Genomic DNA, 19,984 nt, shown 5'->3' with positions numbered 1-19,984 from the left:
TAGGCAAACAATATGTATTACTAATGTTTTCTAGAGTGCTTACATTTATTCTGAATAGCATTTCGAATGACCTCAAGTGTAGCTGATGTCCCTCTGCGTCTCAATTTCATTTCCGTTTTTTCGCCCTGACTTCTCTCAAAATATGACATTCTATGCATCAAAGGTTACATTTCAGTTGTCAGAGTTGCGGGATATTTGGTGTGCGAACGTCGTCGGCCGTCGTGGGCTGGCAACCAATTTGAGTTCACCTGGAGTCCTGGTAGACGGTTACAATGTGAAATGCTGACCTCGGTGAAAGGAGTGGGCACTAAGCCATTATGCTAATGGATAAAATTCGATCTTTTTTGTTGGGGCTACCGCGGCGCAAGAAACGCCTGATACAGGTCGCCACCGACGTCGTTCTTGTGTGGGGCGCGCTCTGGCTTGCGTTCATCGTTCGTCTGGGCATAGACGACATGTACAACCCCTTGAAAGTTCATTTCTGGCTCTTCGCTTGCGCACCGATCATCGCCATCCCGCTTTTTATCCGTTTTGGCATGTATCGCGCTGTAATGCGATATTTCGGCAACGATGCGCTCATCGCGATCATAAAGGCCGTAAGTCTCTCCTCGCTGTTTCTGGCTCTGGTGGTTTATTGGTACAGCAACCACGAGGCTGTAGTTCCTCGGTCTATCGTTTTCAACTATTGGTGGCTTAGTCTTGTCATCATTGGTGGTTTGCGCCTGTGCATGCGTCAATATTTTATGGGTGACTGGTTCACAGCAGCCCAACACGTACCCTTTACGTCCCGGGATGATGGTCTGACGAAGGTAGCTATCTACGGTGCCGGCGTTGCGGGTAACCAACTGGTCGCCGCGTTGCGCATGGGGCGAACCATGCGCCCTGTAGCGTTCATAGATGACGATTCCAGTATTGCCGATCGTTCAATTTCAGGTCTGCAGGTTTACAAGCCCAAGCATATTCAGCAGATGATTGACGCCACCGGGGCGCAGGAAATTCTTCTCGCGCTTCCGTCGTCGACGCGTGCTCGACGCAGGGAGATTCTGAATCTGCTGGAAGTATTCCCCCTTCATATACGCAGCGTTCCCAATTTCACGGATCTGGCTAGCGGTCGAGTAAAGGTTGAAGATATTCAGGAAGTAGACATTGCCGATCTGCTTGGACGCGATGCGGTGCCAGCACAGCCAGACCTGCTGGAGCGTTGTATCAAAGGTAAAACAGTAATGGTGACCGGTGCTGGTGGGTCAATCGGTTCGGAGTTGTGCCGACAAATCTTCTCACTGGAGCCGACGGCGCTATTGTTGTTCGAACACAGCGAATTCAACCTTTACAGCATTTTGACCGAGTTGGAGCAGCGTGGGTCTCGGCAATCGGTTTCCGTGCGGTTATTGCCGATCCTGGGCTCCATTCGTCATCAGGACAAGCTGCTTGATGTGATGAAAACCTGGAAAGTCGACACCGTCTACCATGCGGCAGCTTACAAGCATGTGCCGATGGTGGAGCACAACATTGCGGAGGGTGTCCTCAATAATGTAATCGGAACCCTCAATACCGCTCAGGCTGCGCTTCAGTCCGGGGTCTCGAATTTTGTCCTGATTTCTACAGACAAGGCAGTGCGGCCGACGAATGTCATGGGCAGCACAAAACGTCTGGCCGAGTTGATCCTCCAGGCGCTGAGTCGGGAGGTTGCCCCGGTGATGTTTGGTGACAAGGCCAACGTTTCCCGTGTCAATAAAACCCGCTTTACCATGGTTCGGTTCGGTAATGTTCTGGGGTCCTCGGGCTCAGTGATTCCGTTGTTTCACAGTCAAATCAAATCCGGTGGACCGTTGACAGTCACGCATCCCCGGATCACCCGCTATTTCATGACCATTCCCGAGGCTGCGCAACTGGTCATCCAGGCAGGCTCGATGGGGCAGGGCGGGGATGTATTTGTCCTGGACATGGGCGAGCCGGTAAAAATCGTCGAATTGGCGGAAAAAATGATTCACCTGTCTGGATTGAGCATCCGTTCTGAGCGAAATCCACAAGGAGACATCTCCATTGATTTTACGGGGCTTCGTCCGGGAGAGAAGTTATACGAAGAGTTGCTGATCGGTGACAACGTGGCAGCTACACCGCACCCGATGATCATGAGTGCCAGCGAAGATCATTTGCCATGGGACTTGCTCAAGCTTCGTTTGACGGATTTGCTGGCTGCCGTCGAGCAGGACGATTATGCCCGCGTCCGCCAACTCCTGCGAGAAACTGTCAGCGGCTATACCCCGGACGGCGAAATCGTTGACTGGATCTATCAGCAGCGTCGCCTCGAACCCTGATTGTTTCACATCCTGTAATAGACGCATTTTTGACACCCGCCAACCATCACCTAAGTTTGGAGAGCAGCTTCGGAAAAGCTGCTTTCTCAAACGATGATGGAGCGTCATTTATGCGTAACGGTTTTTTCTACTCTCTGGTTTTTGCTTTGCTCACCAGTGCTTCAATCGCTGTGGTGGCGGCACCTGCCGTTGTCCCGAACACGGATAACACAACGATGGTGAGCGACACCGTGACGACGTCTTCCAGTGAAAAAGTCGATCTCAACGGTGCGGATGCGATGACTCTGCAAAAACAGTTGTCCGGGGTAGGCGAGGCGAAGGCCAAAGCCATTGTTGCGTATCGTGATGCTAATGGGCCATTTGCCTCGGTGGATGAGCTGCTGGAAGTGAAGGGCATCGGCAAGGCGATCCTCGATCGCAACCGCGACAAGCTGGAAGTGAACTAAGCTGATTATTCAACGCCAAGGGGCCGGTCATTGACCGGCCTTTCTGCTTTCTGGTGGCAGAGATGCGGCAGAGGGAGCGCCGTCGCGTGTGTCGACGAGCTCAAAATTATGAGTATCATATTGTCTTGAGATTATGCCTATAATAATTTCCGTCACCTCCAGGCAAGTGAGCGTTGGAGGCCTATCTCCCAATATGTTTCAGGAGCGCTTTCATGAGTTCAGTCCAGTCTCAAGGTACGGCCGTCGTCACTGGCGCATCGTCCGGTATCGGTGCCGTCTACGCTCATCGGCTGGCAGCGCGTGGTTTTGATTTGCTGTTGGTTGCCCGTGATCAACAGCGTCTGGAAACCGCTGCGAACCAGTTGCGCGAGGCCCACGGTGTAAAGGTCGAAGTGCTCAAAGCCGACCTGACGCAAAAGGATGATGTCCTCAAACTCCAGCAACGCCTGCGCAGTGATTCGAGCATCAGCCTGTTGGTGAATAACGCGGGGGTCGCAGCCGATGGTTTGCTGGCCAATTCCGACGCCGAGCAACTGGAGCGTCTGATCCAGTTGAACGTCACCGCCGTGACGTTGCTGGCGTCGGCGGCTGCTGCCAGTTTCGCCAAGGCCGGACGCGGCACGATCATCAACATCGCCTCGGTGGTGGCGCTGTTTCCGGAGCGCTTCAACGCGACCTACAGTGCGAGTAAAGCCTACGTGTTGAGCCTGACTCAATCGCTCAACGCCGAGCTCGAAGGCACTGGCGTGAAGGTGCAAGCGGTGCTGCCCGGGGTTACCCGCACCGAAATCTGGGAGCGTTCCGGCATCGACGCCAGTGGCATACCGGCGGAGATGGTGATGGAAGCCGGCGAGATGGTCGACGCGGCGCTGGCCGGCCTGGATCTGGGCGAGTTGATTACCATCCCGTCGCTGCCTGACGCGGGTGAATGGCAGGCCTTTGTGCGTGCACGTCATGTCATGGCCCCGAATCTGTCGCGCAGTTCGGCGGCCCAACGCTACAAAAATTGATCAGAGGTAACTGCGGTATGAGTCAGCGTCGAATTGTTGTCACCGGTATGGGCCTGGTTTCGCCTTTGGGCAGTGATCTCGAGATTGTCTGGCAGCGCTTGCTCGCCGGGCGCTCGGGCTTGCGCAATTTGCCGGACGCGGTGAGCGCGGATCTGCCGACCCGGGTCGCCGGGATGGTGCCAACGGCGGCGGAGGACGTCGAGGCCGGTTTCGATCCGGATCTTGCCACGCCACCCAAGGAACAGAAGAAGATGGATCGCTTCATCCTGTTCGCCATGGAAGCGGCGCGCCAGGCGTTTGCGCAAGCCGGATGGCAGCCGTCCGAGGCCAGGGATCAGGAGCGTACCGCAACGATCATCGGCTCCGGTGTTGGCGGATTCGGTGCAATAGCCGACGCTGTACGCACCACCGACAGTCGTGGCCCGCGTCGTCTGTCGCCTTTCACCATCCCATCGTTTCTGGTCAATCTGGCGGCCGGACATGTGTCGATTCAGCACGCTTTGAAAGGCCCGCTCGGCGCACCGGTGACTGCTTGTGCGGCCGGGGTCCAGGCGATTGGTGATGCTGCACGGATGATTCGTGCCGGTGAAGCGGATATCGCGGTTTGTGGCGGAGCGGAAGCCTGTATTGATCGGGTCAGTCTGGCCGGTTTTGCCGCGGCGCGGGCGCTGTCCAGTGGTTACAACGACACCCCCGAACGAGCCTCACGACCGTTTGATAGCGGTCGCGATGGTTTCGTGATGGGCGAGGGGGCCGGGCTGCTGGTGATCGAATCGCTGGAGCATGCGCTGGCACGCGGTGCGCAGCCGTTGGCTGAGCTGGTCGGTTATGGCACCACTGCCGACGCCTATCACCTCACTGCCGGACCGGAAGATGGCAGCGGTGCGCGACGGGCGATGCAGTTGGCGTTGGCTCAGGCGGGTGTTGCGCCGGAGCAGGTGCAGCATCTCAATGCGCATGCGACCTCAACGCCAGTGGGTGATCTTGGTGAGTTGGCAGCGATCAAGGCGCTGTTCGGTACGGAGAATAAAATCGCCGTGACTTCGACCAAATCCGCCACCGGGCATTTGCTCGGCGCTGCCGGCGGACTGGAAGCGATCTTCACCCTGTTGGCCATCCGCGATCAGGTCGTCCCGCCGACGCTCAACTTCGAAAATCCCGATCCGGCGAGCGCGGGCGTAGACATCGTTCACGGCCAGGCGCGGTCGATGCCGATCGAATATGCGCTGTCCAACGGTTTCGGTTTTGGCGGGGTGAACGCCAGTGTGCTGTTCAAGCGCTGGCAGGCTTAGTCCTGCGATTGCTTGAGGTGATCGCGAGTGACGTCGAGAATGCGTTGGGCAAGCTTGGCGTCAGCGACACTGCGTGACAACAAGAGCGCGCCGACTAACGTCGACATGATGACGATGGCCTGGTCGGCGCTGTTGTCACCCTCGAGGGTGCCTTCGATTTGATTCAGTCGGGCATTGAGTACCGCATCACTGGTCGGGCTCGGCTGGCCGCGCAGACCCAGCTCTGAGGAAATGGTCAGCAGCGGGCAGCCTTCGTGCGGAGAGGTCTGATGCCATTCGGACAGGTAGGTGTCGATAAACGTCTGCAGCGGATGTTCCTGGGCAAAGATCTCGGCGCACAGGCCATCGACTTGATCGCCTGCCTCCTGCAAGGCTTTCTCGACCAGTTCGTCCTTGGATTTGAAGTGCGAGTAAAAGCCACCGTGGGTCAGCCCCAGCGCTTTCATCAGGGGTTGCAGGCCGGTAGCACCGATGCCGTCCTTGCGAAATCGCGCCGAGGCTTCCTTGATGATCCGTTGATGGGTTTGAGCTTTATGATCTTGCGAGTAACGCATGTGGAACTCTCCGCAACAAGGCCACCATCTTAACCAAGGTAAATGAAATGGTGACTGTACTTCTACTTCTTAAAAGCGTGCGGCTGAGTCCAACATGATCCTTGGAGTAATATTCTCCACAAAAAACAAACCCCGCCTGATCCGGCGGGGTTCTTCGTTCAGCGATCCTGCGCGTCCTTGATGTCCGCTTCGGCGTTTCGCTGCGCAACGCGTTTGCGTTCTTCGTCGGTCAGTTCAACCTTGTTGGCGGTGTCGCGCAGCATCATCAATCCGCCAACGATCGAGCCGATTGCAACGACCAGAATCAACCAGGCATACCAGGGCATAACGGCTCTCCTTAATGGCAGCTTGGCGGGCGAGGGTTCGCCAGCGACGCTGCATACCACTTATGAGCGAAGTGAGTTCGCAGTGGTTCCATTCTAGGCCCGATATCTCTGCCGCACCTTAATTCCTACATGATGGGTTATCGCCCCGTGAGCATCGCATCGGCCGGAGCGTCAGCGCGCAGTTGCCCGGTCAGCAGGAAGTAGCCAAAACCGACCGCCATGAAGCCAAGGAAAATCAGCCCGATCAGCGCGTTGAACCAGGCCATGGCGATCAGGCACACCACCGCCAGCACCAGTGCGATCAGCGGAATCAGCGGATAGCACGGCGCCCGGAAAGTGCGCTCGAGATTGGGTTCGGATTTACGCAGTTTGAACAGGCTGAGCATGCTCATGATGTACATCACGATCGCGCCGAACACGGCCATGGTGATCATCGCCGCGGTGAGGGTCATGCCGCCGAGGTTGATCAGGCCGTCGCTGTAGATCGCGGCGATGCCGATGATGCCGCCGGCGATGATCGCCCGGTGTGGAGTCTGGAAGCGCGAGAGTTTCGCCAGCGATGCCGGCAGGTAACCGGCGCGGGCGAGGGCGAAGAACTGCCGCGAGTAGCCGAGGATGATCCCGTGGAAACTCGCCACCAGACCGAACAGACCGATCCACACCAGCATGTGCAGCCAGCCGGAGTTGTCGCCGACCACGGTTTTCATCGCCTGTGGCAACGGGTCGTTGATGTTCGCCAGGGTGCGCCAGTCGCCGACACCGCCGGCGAAGAACATCACGCCCATCGCCAGCAGCACTAGCGTCAGAATGCCGCTGATGTAGGCCTTGGGGATCGTGCGCTTGGGATCCTTGGCTTCTTCGGCAGCCATTGCCGCGCCTTCGATGGCGAGGAAAAACCAGATGGCAAAGGGAATCGCGGCAAACATCCCGGCAATCGCTGGCGGCCCGAACACATCGGAGCCGGCCCAGCCGTTCAACGCAAAACTGCTGAAGCTGAACGCTGGCGCGACCACCCCCATGAACACCAGCAATTCGATCACCGCCAGCACGCAGACGATCAGTTCGAACGTCGCGGCCAGTTTCACCCCGAGGATGTTCAGGGTCATGAACACGATGTAGGCGCCGACCGCTGCGTGTTTCGGATCGAGGGCGGGAAACTGCACATTCAGATAAGCGCCGATCGCCAGGGCAATCGCTGGCGGTGCGAAGACGAATTCGATCAGCGTCGCCAGCCCGGCGATCAGTCCGCCTTTCTCACCGAACGCACGACGGCTGTAAGCGAACGGCCCGCCGGCATGCGGAATCGCCGTAGTCAGTTCAGTGAAGCTGAAGATGAAACAGGTGTACATCGTGGCGACCATGAACGAGGTCACCAGAAAACCCAGCGTGCCAGCCACGCCCCAGCCGTAACTCCAGCCGAAATACTCGCCGGAAATCACCAGCCCGACGGCGATGCCCCACAGGTGCAAGGTGCCCAGCGTGGGTTTGAGTTGTGTGTTCATGCGCTTGCTCCCGGAACGGTTTGGAAAGCTCGGGGGAGGGCGTGTGCAGTGGGCGTGCCATTGCTGTAAGTCAGGTCGTAAAGCGCTGAAAGCTGTCGTATCGGGGATGTTCGCGGCTGGATGAGCGTTTTTTGTGCGCCAGTTGGGTGCGATGTTGTCGGTTATGCCGTCTTCGCGAGCAAGCTCGCTCCCACATTGGATCTGTGGCGTTCACAAATCCCCTGTGGGAGCGAGCTTGCTCGCGAAGAAGCCCCGCCAACACGACGCGAAACCCACCTGTAACGAACGCATAAACCCACTCTTTACGCTTTCTTTATGCCCAGCCAACCCCCTCGGTCTCGTTCCTTTACAGCCTCCTTTCCGACAATGCCTCCACACGCGGCAATACGCCGTAACACGGAGATCTTCCATGAGCGTTCTGGACGGGGTGTCCCTGCTGTTGGCAGCCGGGCTGTTCATTTATCTGTTGGTTGCGCTGTTGCGCGCGGACCGGAACTAGGAGCGGCTATGCACAGTTATGACTATTGGCTGATCCTCGCGTTTTTTGCGGTGGTCTTGCTGCCGGCGCCGTTCCTCGGGCGTTTTTACTACAAGGTGATGGAAGGTCAGCGCACCTGGCTGACGCCGGTTCTCGGCCCGGTCGAGCGCGGTTGCTATCGGATTGCCGGGGTGGATCCGCAGGCTGAGCAGAGCTGGCAGAAGTACACGCTGGCCTTGCTGGCGTTCAACCTTGCCGGTTTCCTGCTGCTGTTCGCGATCCTGTTGTTTCAGGATCACCTGCCGCTGAACCCGCAAAACCTGCCGGGCCAGGAATGGACCCAGGCGTTCAACACCGCGGTCAGCTTCATGACCAACACCAACTGGCAGTCCTACAGTGGTGAAGCGACCCTCAGCTATCTGAGCCAGATGGTCGGCCTCACCGTGCAGAACTTCGTCAGTGCCGCCACCGGTCTCGCCGTGCTGGTTGCGTTGTGCCGTGGCATCGGGCGCAAGTCGACCAAGACTCTGGGTAATTTCTGGGTCGACATGACCCGCGCCACCCTCTATGGCCTGCTGCCTTTGTGCCTGCTGCTGGCGCTGTACCTGGTGTGGCAGGGCGTACCGCAGACCTTCGCGCAATACGTCAATGCCGTCACCATGCAGGGCGTCGATCAAGTGATCCCGCTCGGCCCGGCGGCCAGCCAGATTGCGATCAAGCAACTGGGTACCAACGGCGGTGGCTTCTTCGGTGTCAACTCGGCGCATCCGTTCGAGAACCCGACCGCGTGGAGCAACCTGTTCGAACTCGCCTCGATCATTCTGATTCCGGTAGCGCTGGTGTTCACCTTCGGTCATTACGTGAAAGACCAGCGTCAGAGCCGCGCGATCATCGCCTGCATGCTGGCGCTGTTCCTGATCGGCGGTGCGACCTCGCTGTGGGCCGAATATCAGCCTAACCCGGCGCTGAACAATGTCGCGGTCGAACAGACCGCGCCACTGGAAGGCAAGGAAGCACGCTTCGGTACCACCGCCACCGTGCTGTGGTCAGTGACCACGACTGCGGCGTCGAACGGTTCGGTCAACGGCATGCATGACAGCCTCAACCCGCTCAGCGGCATGGTCGCGCTGGTCAACATGATGGTCGGCGAAGTGATCTTCGGCGGCGTCGGTGCCGGGCTCTACGGCATGTTGCTCAACGCGCTGATCGCAGTGTTCCTCGCCGGCCTGATGATTGGCCGCACCCCGGAATACCTGGGCAAGAAACTGCAGGCGCGGGAAGTGCAATTGCTGGTGGTGACCTTGCTGGTGATGCCGGTGGGCGTGCTGGTACTGGGCGCCATCGCGGCTGCTCTGCCTGGCCCGGCGGCGACCATCAGCAACCCCGGCCCGCACGGTTTCAGCCAATTGCTGTACGCCTACACCTCGGCCAGCGCGAACAACGGTTCGGCATTCGGTGGCCTGAGTGCCAACACGCCGTTCCACAACCTGATGCTCGGTCTGGGCATGTTGATCGGTCGCTTCGGTTACATCCTGCCGGTACTGGCCCTGGCCGGCAGCCTGGCGATGAAGAAAACCGCACCGATCGGCCAGAACAGCTTCCCGACCCACGGCCCGCTGTTCGTGACCCTGTTGACCGTGACCATTTTGCTGGTGGGCGGCCTGACCTTCCTGCCGACTCTGGCGCTCGGTCCGATTGCTGAACACTTGAGCATGGGCTTCTAAGGAATCGATCATGAATATGCATGTTCCTGCAAAACCTGCAGTGCCGACCCAGTCGGCAGAAGCACCGAAAACCGCGATCTCGGCCCTGTGGCGTCCGGCGCTGGTGCAAGCCTTCGTCAAGCTCGACCCGCGTCAACTGCTGCGTTCGCCAGTGATGCTGGTGGTCGAACTGACGGCGATTTTCACCACCGTGCTGTGCTTCATCCCGGACAACGTCGTGCCGACTTTCGTCGCCGCGCAGATTGCTCTGTGGTTGTGGTTCACCGTGCTGTTCGCCAACTTCGCCGAAGCCTTGGCCGAAGGTCGCGGCAAGGCCCGCGCCGACAGTCTCAAGGCCGGTAGCGAAGGCCTCAGCGCGCGGCGCAAACTGGCCAACGGCAGCTTTCAGGTGGTGCCTGCCGCCAGTCTGCGCAAGGGTGATGTGGTGCGCGTCGAAGCGGGGGAGATGATCCCCGGTGACGGCGAAGTCATCGAAGGCATCGCGGCGGTCAACGAAGCGGCGATCACCGGTGAATCGGCGCCGGTGATTCGCGAGTCCGGCGGCGATCGCTCGGCGGTCACCGGCAACACGCGCCTGGTGTCCGACTGGTTGTTGGTGAAGATCACCGCCAACCCCGGTGAGTCGACCCTCGATCGCATGATCGCCCTGGTCGAAGGCGCCAAGCGCCAGAAGACCCCGAACGAAGTCGCGCTGGATATCCTGCTGATCGGCCTGACCCTGATCTTCCTGCTGGTTGTGGTGACCCTGCAGCCGTTCGCCCACTTCGCCAACGGCAGCCTGCCGCTGGTGTTTCTGGTGGCGCTGCTGGTCACGCTGATTCCGACCACCATCGGTGGCCTGCTGTCGGCCATCGGTATTGCCGGGATGGATCGTCTGGTACGGCTGAACGTGATCGCCAAATCCGGGCGCGCGGTGGAAGCGGCCGGTGACGTGCACGTGCTGTTGCTGGACAAGACCGGCACCATCACCTTCGGTAACCGTCGTTGCAGCGCGGTGTATGCCGCACCGGGCGTGAATGGTCGCGAACTGGCCGAAGGTGCGCTGTTCGCTTCGTTGGCGGACGAAACCGCTGAGGGCAAATCCATCGTCGAGTATCTGCGCGGTCTGCACCCGCAGCCTGAGCCTGCGCTCGACAGCTTGACCGCCGTGCCATTCAGTGCGGAAACCCGCCTGTCCGGTGTCGATTATCAGGGGCGCGTGTACCGCAAGGGCGCAGTCGATTCGCTGCTGGCCTTCCTCGGTCAACAACGCTCGGATCTGGCCCCGGCGCTGTCGCGGGAAATCGACAAGATCGCGCAGAGCGGCGGCACGCCGTTGCTGGTCTGCGCCGACGGCAAACTGTTGGGCGCGATTCACTTGAAGGACGTGGTCAAGCCAGGCATTCGCGAGCGTTTTGCCGAGCTGCGCAAACTGGGGATTCGTACGGTGATGGTCACCGGTGACAACCCGTTGACCGCTGCGGCCATCGCGGCAGAAGCGGGCGTCGATGACGTGCTGGCCGAAGCCACCCCGGAGAAGAAACTGGCGCGTATCCGCCTTGAGCAGAACGACGGTCGTCTGGTCGCCATGTGCGGCGACGGAGCCAACGACGCCCCGGCGCTGGCCCAGGCTGACGTCGGCATGGCGATGAACGATGGCACGCAAGCCGCACGCGAAGCAGCGAACATGGTCGACCTCGACAGCGACCCGACCAAGTTGCTGGACGTGGTGCAGATCGGCAAGGAATTGCTGGTGACCCGTGGCGCGCTGACGACGTTTTCCATCGCCAATGACGTGGCCAAATACTTCGCGATTCTGCCGGCGCTGTTCGCCGCGATTTATCCGCAACTGGGCGTGCTGAACATCATGCAGCTGACCAGTCCGCAGAGCGCGATCCTCTCGGCCATCGTCTTCAACGCCCTGATCATCGTGGTGCTGATTCCACTGGCACTGCGCGGCGTGCGCGTGCAGGCGGCGAGTGCCGCGGCACTGCTGCGGCGCAACCTGCTGATCTACGGACTGGGCGGGATTCTGGTGCCGTTCGTGGGGATCAAGGCGATCGACATGCTGCTCACGGCGCTGCATCTGGTGTGATCCCTTCGCGAGCAGGCTCGCTCCCACCTTAGCAATGCGGTCCCCTGTGGGAGCCAGCCTGCTGGCGATGAAGTCGACTCGGTCCACCTGAATCAACGCGGTATCCGCTTTCTGAATTCGAGGATTTTGCAATGTCCACAATGATACGTCCGGCCCTGAGCCTGCTGGTGCTGATGACCCTGATCACCGGCGTGGCCTATCCACTGGTGGTGACCGGCGTTGCGCAGGTCGCTTTCCCTGAACAGGCCAACGGCAGCCTGGTGCACGATGCCGACGGCAAGGTGCGCGGCTCGTCACTGATCGCCCAGGATTTCGTCGGTGATGCGTGGTTCCATCCGCGTCCTTCGGCGGGCGCGTTTGCTACCGTATCGAGCAGCGCCAGCAACCTCGCGCCGAGCAATTCGGCGCTGGCCACGCGGGTGATCGACGACGCCAACAAGTTGCAGGTGCCCGGCCAGGGGCCGGTGCCCTTGGCGTTGCTGACCACCTCCGGCAGCGGCCTCGATCCGCACTTGCCACCGGCGGCAATTGCCTATCAACTGGCGCGAGTCGCGCAAGCGCGCAACCTGCCGGTGTCGACCTTGCAGCAACTGCTCGATGCGCACATCGAACAGCCGCTGGTGGGGCCACCGGTGGTCAACGTGCTGGAGCTGAACATGGCGCTGGAAAAACTGTAATTCTGCGGCGCTGCCATTCGCGAGCAAGCTCGCTCCCACAAGAGCAACACTGAACCTGTGGGAGCGAGCTTGCTCGCGAAGAGGCCACAACTGGCAACGCATAAACATCTGACTGAAGAGATCAAGCATGAGCGACTCCGGCCGCGCCGACGCACTGTTAGCAGACCTGCCCCGCGACGGCCGTGGCCGGCTGAAGATTTTCCTCGGCGCCGCCCCCGGGGTCGGCAAGACCTACGCCATGCTCCAGGCCGCGCACACGCAATTGCGCCAGGGCGTGAAAATCATTGCCGGTGTCGTCGAAACCCATGGTCGTACGGAAACCGAAGCGCTGCTCGGCGGTTTGCCGCAGCAGCCGCTGGTGCGCTCGGAATACCGTGGCGTGATGCTCGAAGAAATGGACCTCGACGGCCTGCTCGCGGCCAAACCCAAGCTGGTGCTGGTGGATGAGCTGGCGCACACCAATGCCCCCGGCAGCCGCCATGCCAAGCGCTGGCAGGACATTCAGGAACTGCTCGCCGCCGGCATCGACGTCTACACCACGGTCAACGTCCAGCACCTGGAAAGCCTCAACGATCAGGTGCGCGGCATCACCGGCGTGCAGGTGCGCGAAACCCTGCCGGACTGGGTGCTGCAGGAAGCCTACGAACTGCTGCTGATCGACCTGCCGCCGCGTGAATTGCTGGAGCGTCTGCGCGAAGGCAAGGTCTACGTGCCGGAACAGGCGCGGGCGGCGATCGATGCGTTTTTCACCCAGACTAACCTCACCGCGCTGCGCGAACTGGCGATGCAAACGGCGGCGGCGCAGGTCGACAACGATCTCGCGCAAGGCTATCGCCAACTCGGTCAGGCAGCTCCGGCGGTGCGCGGGCGTTTGCTGGTCGGCGTCGATGGCGATGCGCATGCCGAACGCCTGGTACGTCACGCCAGTCGCGTGGCCCAGCGTCGGCATTTACCGTGGAGTCTGGTGCATGTCGACAACGGCACGGTGCGCGACGAGCAATCGCGCCTGCGCCTGCAAAATGCCCAGCAACTGGCCGAACGCCTCGGCGGCGAAGTGGTGTTGTTGCGCGCCGGCGAAGTGGCGAAAACCCTGATCCAGCATGCTGCCGAACGTCGTGCGAGTCTGCTGCTGGTCGGCCAGTCGCGGCCGAGTCTGCGCCGTCGGCTGTTCGGTGGCGGGCTCGCCGCACGGTTGCTGCGTCAGGCCCACGGCCTGGAAATCAACGTCCTCGACAACGACCATGAACACCCGCAGCCGCGTCTGCGGATGACGCCGACGCTGGTCTGGTTCGATTATCTGTTGGCGCTGCTTGCCACGTTGTTGGCCAGTGCCCTGGCGTGGGCGGTGTCGAGTATTTTGCCGCTGCCGAACATCTCGCTGGTGTTCCTCGCGGCGGTGCTGCTGGTGGCGGTGCGCAGCAGTCTGGGCCCGGCGCTGGCCTGTGCGGCGCTGTCGTTTCTGACCTACGACTTCCTGTTCATCCCGCCGAATTTTTCCTTCGCCATCCAGCGTGAAGAAGACGTTCTGACCTTGCTGTTCTTCCTGCTGATGGCGGCGCTCACCGGCAATCTCGCCGCACGCCAGCGCCGTCAGTTGCAGGCGTTGCGCGACACCCAGGAAGAGACCACGGAGCTGCTCGACCTGTCGCGCAAACTGACTGCGGCGACGGATCGTCAGGCCGTGATCAGCGCCGCCGCGCAGCACCTCAACGGCTGGAGCGATCTGCAATTGTGCCTGCTCAACCGCGACGGCCAGGGCGGTTGGAAAGTCGAGACCGGCGGGCCGCTGGAGTTCAGCGAATCCGAACGTGCCGCCGCCGACTGGGCCTGGCAGCACGATCAACCGGCCGGCATGGGCACCGGCACGCTGCCGTTCGGTCGCTGGTGGTGGTGGCCGCTGTCGGTGGAGGACGGCCCGCTGGCGCTGCTCGGGGTCTGCGCCAAAGAAGGCCAGACCTTGAGCGGTCAGCGTCGGCGCCTGCTCACCGCGTTGAGTCAGCCACTGGCCCAGGCGCTGGCGCGGGCGCAACTGGCGGACGATCTGGAAGCCGCGCGCCTGCACGGTGAAACCGAGCAGTTGCGCAGTGCGCTGCTGGCTTCGGTATCGCATGATCTGCGCACACCGCTGACCGCCATGCGCGGCAGCATCGACAGCCTGCTGGCCCTCGGCGAAGCCATTCCGCTTGAAGATCGCCGCGAGTTGCTCGAAGGCACCCGCGACGAGGCCGAACGTCTCGACCGCTATATCCAGAACCTGCTGGACATGACTCGTCTTGGCCACGGCGCACTGAAACTGGCGCGGGACTGGGTAGCGCCGGCGGACATCGTCGGCAGCTCGCTCAATCGCCTGCGCGCGGTGCTGGCGCCGTTGCAGGTCAGCACCGATGTGCCGGCCGAGCTGCCGCTGCTGTTCGTGCATGCCGCATTGATCGAACAGGCGTTGGTCAATGTGCTGGAAAACGCCGCACGCTTCTCGCCGCCACACGGTCGTTTGGAGTTGAGTGCCGGCGCCGATGACGAGGAGATTTTCTTCACGGTCAGCGATGAAGGGCCGGGGATTCCCGAGGACGAACGAGCGAAGATTTTCGACATGTTCTACACCGCCGCCCGCGGTGATCGCGGCGGGCAGGGCACGGGGCTGGGGCTGGCGATCTGTCAGGGCATGGTCGGCGCGCATGGCGGACGCATCAGCGTCGCCGACGGCATCGACGGGCGCGGCACCAGCATCACCCTGCACCTGCCATTGCAGGCGCAACCGGGGATGGACAATGAAGCCTGAGCCCGGCTGCGCTACTCTCTTGCCAATCTTTTGTGTTGATGTGAATTCATGAGCCAGACCGCGACCATTTTGGTCATCGATGACGAACCGCAGATCCGCAAATTCCTGCGCATCAGCCTCGCCTCACAAGGCTACAAAGTGCTGGAGGCCGGCACCGGCGCCGAGGGCCTGGCCCAGGCGGCGCTGAACAAACCCGACCTGCTGGTGCTCGACCTCGGCCTGCCGGACATGGACGGCCAGCAGGTGCTGCGCGAGTTTCGCGAGTGGGCCACCGCGCCGGTGCTGGTGCTCTCGGTGCGGGCCAGCGAAGGGCAGAAAGTCCAGGCGCTGGATGGCGGCGCCAACGACTACGTGACCAAACCGTTCGGCATTCAGGAATTTCTCGCCCGGGTCCGCGCGTTGTTGCGCCAGGCACCGGCCGGCGAGGCCCAGCAAGCGGCGCTGACGTTCGGCCCGTTGACCGTGGATCTGGCCTATCGGCGGGTGCTGCTTGACGGTGCCGAAGTGGCGCTGACCCGCAAGGAATACGCGGTGCTGGCGCAACTGGCGCGGCACCCGGGGCGGGTGATCACCCAGCAGCAATTGCTCAAGGACATCTGGGGGCCGACGCATACCGAGGACAGTCATTACCTGCGAATTGTCGTCGGGCATTTGCGTCAGAAGCTGGCGGATGATCCGACGCGGCCGCGGTTTATTGTGACGGAGGCGGGGGTTGGGTATCGGCTGTTGAGTGAGAACAGCCTGTAGCTTTGTAGTGGCCGATCCGGCGCTTTCGCGAGCAAGCTCGCTCCCACATTTGGAATGCATTCCCCTGTGGGAGCGAGCTTGCTCGCGAAGAGTCCAGAAAAAACACTGAAGTACTTTCAGGATTTCAACCCTGCTCACTCTCATACCGATCCAGCGTATCCCGCGCAATCTCCCGCCCCAGCGCGATCAGCTCCGGCGCCTTGTAGAACTCGAAAAACCGGCACACGCGCTTCGGCACGTTGATCAGAATGTCCGGCGGATAGCCGGCGATCTTGTACTGCGCCAGCGAAGTCTGCATCACCTCGAAACTCTGGTTGATCAGGTCCAGCAGTGACGCCGGCCCGACGTTGTCGATGATGAACGAACCGGTGGCGGACTTCGGCGCACCTTCGCGCTCAGGGGCGGCTGCCGGTTGCTGACTTTCCGGCTCGCTGCCCTCCAGCCACGGATTGATGTCTGCCGCTTCGGCGCGCAAGGCTTCCTGTTCGAGCAACAGCAATTGTTCGGCCTGTTTGCGGCGGAACGGCATCTTCGAACCCAGCGAACTGAGCAGGCTGTCGAAGCGCGAACGAAACGCCGGCGGGCGCTGGATCACCGGCAATTTGTAATGCCGCTGGTTGGTTGCGTTGAGATTGACGGCGATGATCAGGTCGCAATGACTGGACACCACCGGCACGATCGGCAACGGATTGAGAATGCCGCCGTCCACCAGCATCCGGTTGCCCTGCATCACCGGGGTGAACAGGCTGGGAATCGCCGCCGAGGCGCGCATCGCCTGATGCAGGCAACCTTCCTGAAACCAGATTTCCTGCTGGTTGGTCAGATCGGCGGCGACCGCGGTGTAGGGGATGCGCAGGTCTTCGATGTTGATCTCGCCGACGATCTTGCGGATCTGCCCGAAGACCTTTTCGCCACGAATCGCCCCAAGGCGAAAACTCACGTCCACCAGCCGCAGCACATCCAGATAATCGAGGGATTCGATCCAGGCGCGGTACTCGTCGAGTTTGCCTGCCGCATAGATCCCGCCGACCACTGCGCCCATCGAACAACCGGCAATGCAGGCGATGTCGTAACCGCGTCTTTCGATCTCCTCGATGACCCCGATATGGGCATAGCCCCGGGCGCCACCGGAACCCAGTACCAGTGCGACACGCTTTTTCATCCAGCTTCCTCCCCGACAAGCTTGCACAATGCACCCATCCGGGGGCGGGCGACAATCGTCAGGGTCGTTCGGGGCCGCAGGGGCGTCGTTTTTTCGATACTCCATGACCACTCGGCGCTATCCTTTGGTCACCGCAGATTCATGGGGCGCCAAGGCACTTTTCCCGCGCCGCAACGTCTTACCTGCACGACTGTTGACCTATTTTGAGGTGTGAGTGATGAAAGCCTGGATCTGTGTGCCGTTGATCGCGCTGGCATTGGCCGGTTGCGCGGGCAAGACTGCTTATCGGGACAGCTGTGGCAGTCAGCTGGATGCGGCGTGGCATGAACTGGACCTGGCCAAGGCCGAAGGTTTCGCCGGCACGGTCAGCTACTCCAAGGCGCTGTCGTTGCTGACGGCGGCCAAGACTCAACAGCAATTCGAAGGCTTTGAAGGCTGCAGCAACAAAGCCGAGAAAGCCCGTTTCTATATTCGCGAATCCCGCGCCGGGCGCTAAGCTGCTGACTTGACGCAAGGATGCGTCTGCCTTGCAGCGGCAGACTGGTCTTTCAAGCCATTTGAATCAGGAGCAAGCGATGTCTGCGTTGGTTGACCGGTTGGTGGCTCATGTCCTGAGCCTGGAAGTTCGACTGCTCGCCTGTCAGGCGCGCCTGACCGCGCGTACCGACCCCGAGGCGCTGCACGACTTGCGCACCACGGTGCGGCGCTTGCGCAGCCTGTTGCGACCCTTGCGTGGTTTGCCCGGAGTCGAGCAACTGGAAGTGGCGGCATCTGCGGTGGGGCAGTTGACCACACCGTGGCGCGACCGCGAGGTGTTGGCCGCCTACCTGCTCAAGCACGATCAGCCGCAAGCCGCACAGCGACGCATGGCGCAAATGGACGAAGCCTATCCCGCATTGGCCGCGAGCGCCGAAGTGGCTTCGCTGCTGATCATCCTCGACGCCTTCCCGCGATTCCTGCGTGCTTCCGAGCGTCAGGGGCTGCTCAAGGGCTTGGGCAAGCGCATCGAAAAACGCCTGCACAAACAATGGAAAAAACTCGACGAGGCCCTGCACGATCCGGCCCATGACCGCCATCGTCTGCGCCTGCTGATCAAGCGCGTGCGTTATGGCATCGAAGCCTACCCGGAACTCGATCGCCTGCCTGAATCAGCGCTGGCGCGATTGAAGTCTGCGCAGGGCGCGCTGGGCGACTGGCACGATTGCTGGCAGTGGCAGGCGCGGGCCGAGCTGGAAAGCGATCTGCAACCCTGCGTCGCGACCTGGCAGGCGGGCCTGATCAAGGCTGAAGCCAAGGCCGATCGCGTGCTGGATAAACTCAGTTCAGCCTGCTTCAAATAACCCCCAATATCGGCACATATCTCCTGTAGGAGTGAGCCTGCTCGCGATAGCGTTATATTCGTCAACATTGATGTCGACTGATACGAACTCATCGCGAGCAGGCTCACTCCTACAAGGGATCTGCGGTGCGGTTGATATTGAGTTAAGGCCTTTCTGTCAGTCCATTTGACCGGAATAGACGCTGCGGCGCTTTGCCATGCTGGTTAAGATCGCTGCATTCCTTTTTTCGCTTGCCGAGGTTGTCATGCGCTTTTCCGATCTGATTGAGGCGGTTCGCCGCGATCCAGAACTGACCATTCCTGCCGAATGGGGCCAGGGTCGAGCCAGTTTTGGTGGCCTGGTAGCAGCGCTGCAATACGAAGCCATGCGCGCCAGGGTGCCGGCCGAGCGCCCGGTGCGTTCGCTGGCGATCACCTTTGTCGGCCCGGTGGAGCCGGACGTCCCGGTGCGTTTCGAAGTCGATGTGTTGCGCGAAGGCAAAGCGGTCAGTCAGGTACTGGGTCGTGCGATGCAGAACGGTCAGGTGGTGACGATCGTGCAGGGCAGCTTCGGTGCTTCGCGGCCTTCGGAAGTGGCGGTCGAGGCCTACCCGGCGGTGGAAATGAAACACTGGGACGAATGCCCGGAACTGCCCTATATCAAAGGCGTGACCCCGGAGTTCATGCGGCATCTGGCGATGCGCTGGAGTGTCGGCGGCATGCCGTTCACCGGCAATCAATCGCGGCAGATGGGCGGCTGGGTGCGCTTGCGTGGCGATGTGAAGGAAGAGCCGGTCAATGAAGCGCATCTGCTGGCGCTGGTGGATGCGTGGCCACCGGCACTGTTGCCGTACCTGAAGAAACCGGCACCGGGCAGCACGCTGACCTGGACCATCGAATTCGTACAGCCGTTACGCGACTTGAGCACGCTGGACTGGTGTAAATACCTGGCGGACATCGAGTACGCTGCCGACGGCTACGGCCATGTCGCCGCCAAGCTGTGGAGCGCGGAGGGAGAGTTGATCGCCATGAGTCGCCAGACCGTGACGATTTTTGCCTGAGTCACTCAGTGCCGACGGTGGCGCTCACGCCAGGCGCGCCACCAGCCGCCGCTGAGGAAAAACCGTGGAAAGGTCAGGAACTGCTCGACCAGCAAGCGTGACACCGCATCTTTGCGATCACTGAACGGCTCGGAGACTTGCGCCTCCAGGCTGTGGCCGTGGCGCTGCAGACCCAGCGCCGCGACGATACCGATCATACCAATGGCGACACTGGCCAGACTCAGGCTGAACACCCCGGACACGATCAGCAGAAACGCAACGATGAACAGCGGCACGGCAATCAGGTGCAACACCAGATTGGTCGGGTGCTGGTGATTGTCCGGGTACGCGCGCCATTGCCACGCGGGAAGGTTAGGGTGACGTTTGCCCATGTTGACTACTCCTCGATCCATGTTGAACACATGCTTGAAGAATAGGCCGGGGCAAGGGGGGAGGCGAATCAAGGTTGGCTATGGTGGTGATAGGCGTCATCGCCGGATTCGATGTTGACCCGGCTGACGCCTTCGCGAGCAAGCT

Annotated in this window: 18 protein-coding genes; 13 read left to right on the top strand and 5 right to left on the bottom strand. The window is 60.8% G+C overall.

Annotated features, from left to right (window positions below):
- Positions 1-323: 323 nt before the first annotated feature.
- The 4 genes from PMI25_RS25730 to fabF all read left to right on the top strand — a co-directional run bounded on the left by PMI25_RS25730 (position 324) and on the right by fabF (position 5,066).
- On the top strand, positions 324-2,318 hold the full coding sequence (locus PMI25_RS25730) for a nucleoside-diphosphate sugar epimerase/dehydratase (protein WP_045122199.1): 1,995 nt from the start codon (positions 324-326) through the stop codon (positions 2,316-2,318).
- A 110-nt stretch (positions 2,319-2,428) separates the two neighbouring features.
- A complete protein-coding gene (locus PMI25_RS25725) occupies positions 2,429-2,764 on the top strand; it encodes a ComEA family DNA-binding protein (protein WP_007963663.1) in 336 nt (111 codons plus the stop codon).
- A 212-nt stretch (positions 2,765-2,976) separates the two neighbouring features.
- Positions 2,977-3,774, top strand: a complete 798-nt coding sequence (locus PMI25_RS25720; protein WP_007963665.1) for an SDR family NAD(P)-dependent oxidoreductase — start codon at positions 2,977-2,979, stop codon at positions 3,772-3,774.
- A gap of 17 nt (positions 3,775-3,791) precedes the next feature.
- A complete protein-coding gene (fabF, locus tag PMI25_RS25715; RefSeq protein ID WP_007963666.1) occupies positions 3,792-5,066 on the top strand; it encodes a beta-ketoacyl-ACP synthase II in 1,275 nt (424 codons plus the stop codon).
- Here the strand turns inward: fabF and PMI25_RS25710 are convergent.
- The 3 genes from PMI25_RS25710 to eat all read right to left on the bottom strand — a co-directional run bounded on the left by PMI25_RS25710 (position 5,063) and on the right by eat (position 7,448).
- Complete coding sequence (locus PMI25_RS25710) at positions 5,063-5,620, bottom strand: TetR/AcrR family transcriptional regulator (protein ID WP_007963668.1); 558 nt, start codon at positions 5,618-5,620, stop codon at positions 5,063-5,065. The genes fabF and PMI25_RS25710 overlap by 4 nt on opposite strands.
- Positions 5,621-5,778: 158 nt before the next feature.
- Positions 5,779-5,946: a DUF2897 family protein gene (locus PMI25_RS28355; protein ID WP_003226857.1), complete on the bottom strand. Its 168-nt coding sequence runs from the start codon at positions 5,944-5,946 to the stop codon at positions 5,779-5,781.
- A 137-nt stretch (positions 5,947-6,083) separates the two neighbouring features.
- Complete coding sequence (eat, locus tag PMI25_RS25705) at positions 6,084-7,448, bottom strand: ethanolamine permease (protein ID WP_007963671.1); 1,365 nt, start codon at positions 7,446-7,448, stop codon at positions 6,084-6,086.
- A 409-nt stretch (positions 7,449-7,857) separates the two neighbouring features.
- Here eat and kdpF point away from each other — a divergent pair, with 409 nt between their 5' ends.
- From kdpF to PMI25_RS25675, 6 genes are all read left to right on the top strand, one after another.
- A complete protein-coding gene (gene kdpF, locus PMI25_RS25700) occupies positions 7,858-7,947 on the top strand; it encodes a K(+)-transporting ATPase subunit F (protein WP_007963673.1) in 90 nt (29 codons plus the stop codon).
- A gap of 8 nt (positions 7,948-7,955) precedes the next feature.
- A complete protein-coding gene (kdpA, locus tag PMI25_RS25695; protein WP_007963676.1) occupies positions 7,956-9,650 on the top strand; it encodes a potassium-transporting ATPase subunit KdpA in 1,695 nt (564 codons plus the stop codon).
- A gap of 10 nt (positions 9,651-9,660) precedes the next feature.
- Positions 9,661-11,724, top strand: coding sequence for a potassium-transporting ATPase subunit KdpB (gene kdpB / locus PMI25_RS25690; RefSeq protein WP_007963678.1), 2,064 nt, complete (start codon positions 9,661-9,663; stop codon positions 11,722-11,724).
- A gap of 131 nt (positions 11,725-11,855) precedes the next feature.
- Positions 11,856-12,401, top strand: a complete 546-nt coding sequence (kdpC, locus tag PMI25_RS25685; RefSeq protein WP_007963680.1) for a potassium-transporting ATPase subunit KdpC — start codon at positions 11,856-11,858, stop codon at positions 12,399-12,401.
- Positions 12,402-12,528: 127 nt separating this feature from the next.
- A complete protein-coding gene (locus tag PMI25_RS25680; RefSeq protein ID WP_007963682.1) occupies positions 12,529-15,180 on the top strand; it encodes a sensor histidine kinase in 2,652 nt (883 codons plus the stop codon).
- Between the two features lie 48 nt (positions 15,181-15,228).
- Entirely contained in the window at positions 15,229-15,927 is a 699-nt protein-coding gene (locus PMI25_RS25675; RefSeq protein WP_007963684.1) for a response regulator, read from the top strand.
- A 124-nt stretch (positions 15,928-16,051) separates the two neighbouring features.
- Here the strand turns inward: PMI25_RS25675 and PMI25_RS25670 are convergent, their stop codons facing one another.
- The gene (locus PMI25_RS25670; RefSeq protein ID WP_007963691.1) at positions 16,052-17,089 is read right to left on the bottom strand and encodes a patatin-like phospholipase family protein; all 1,038 of its coding nucleotides are present in this window, start codon (positions 17,087-17,089) and stop codon (positions 16,052-16,054) included.
- Between the two features lie 217 nt (positions 17,090-17,306).
- Here PMI25_RS25670 and PMI25_RS25665 point away from each other — a divergent pair, with 217 nt between their 5' ends.
- The 3 genes from PMI25_RS25665 to PMI25_RS25655 all read left to right on the top strand — a co-directional run bounded on the left by PMI25_RS25665 (position 17,307) and on the right by PMI25_RS25655 (position 19,468).
- A complete protein-coding gene (locus PMI25_RS25665) occupies positions 17,307-17,585 on the top strand; it encodes a hypothetical protein (protein WP_007963692.1) in 279 nt (92 codons plus the stop codon).
- A gap of 79 nt (positions 17,586-17,664) precedes the next feature.
- Positions 17,665-18,429: a CHAD domain-containing protein gene (locus tag PMI25_RS25660; RefSeq protein WP_007963693.1), complete on the top strand. Its 765-nt coding sequence runs from the start codon at positions 17,665-17,667 to the stop codon at positions 18,427-18,429.
- 244 nt (positions 18,430-18,673) lie between these two features.
- Positions 18,674-19,468: an acyl-CoA thioesterase gene (locus PMI25_RS25655; protein WP_007963694.1), complete on the top strand. Its 795-nt coding sequence runs from the start codon at positions 18,674-18,676 to the stop codon at positions 19,466-19,468.
- A gap of 5 nt (positions 19,469-19,473) precedes the next feature.
- Here the strand turns inward: PMI25_RS25655 and PMI25_RS25650 are convergent, their stop codons facing one another.
- Complete coding sequence (locus PMI25_RS25650; protein ID WP_007963695.1) at positions 19,474-19,839, bottom strand: Mpo1-like protein; 366 nt, start codon at positions 19,837-19,839, stop codon at positions 19,474-19,476.
- Between the last annotated feature and the right edge of the window lie 145 nt (positions 19,840-19,984).

Origin of the sequence: Pseudomonas sp. GM30, from assembly GCF_000282275.2 — a bacterium.
Lineage (GTDB): Bacteria > Pseudomonadota > Gammaproteobacteria > Pseudomonadales > Pseudomonadaceae > Aquipseudomonas.
The sequence above is the reverse complement of the archived record's forward strand: the minus strand, read 5'-3'. Positions and strand labels throughout refer to the sequence as shown.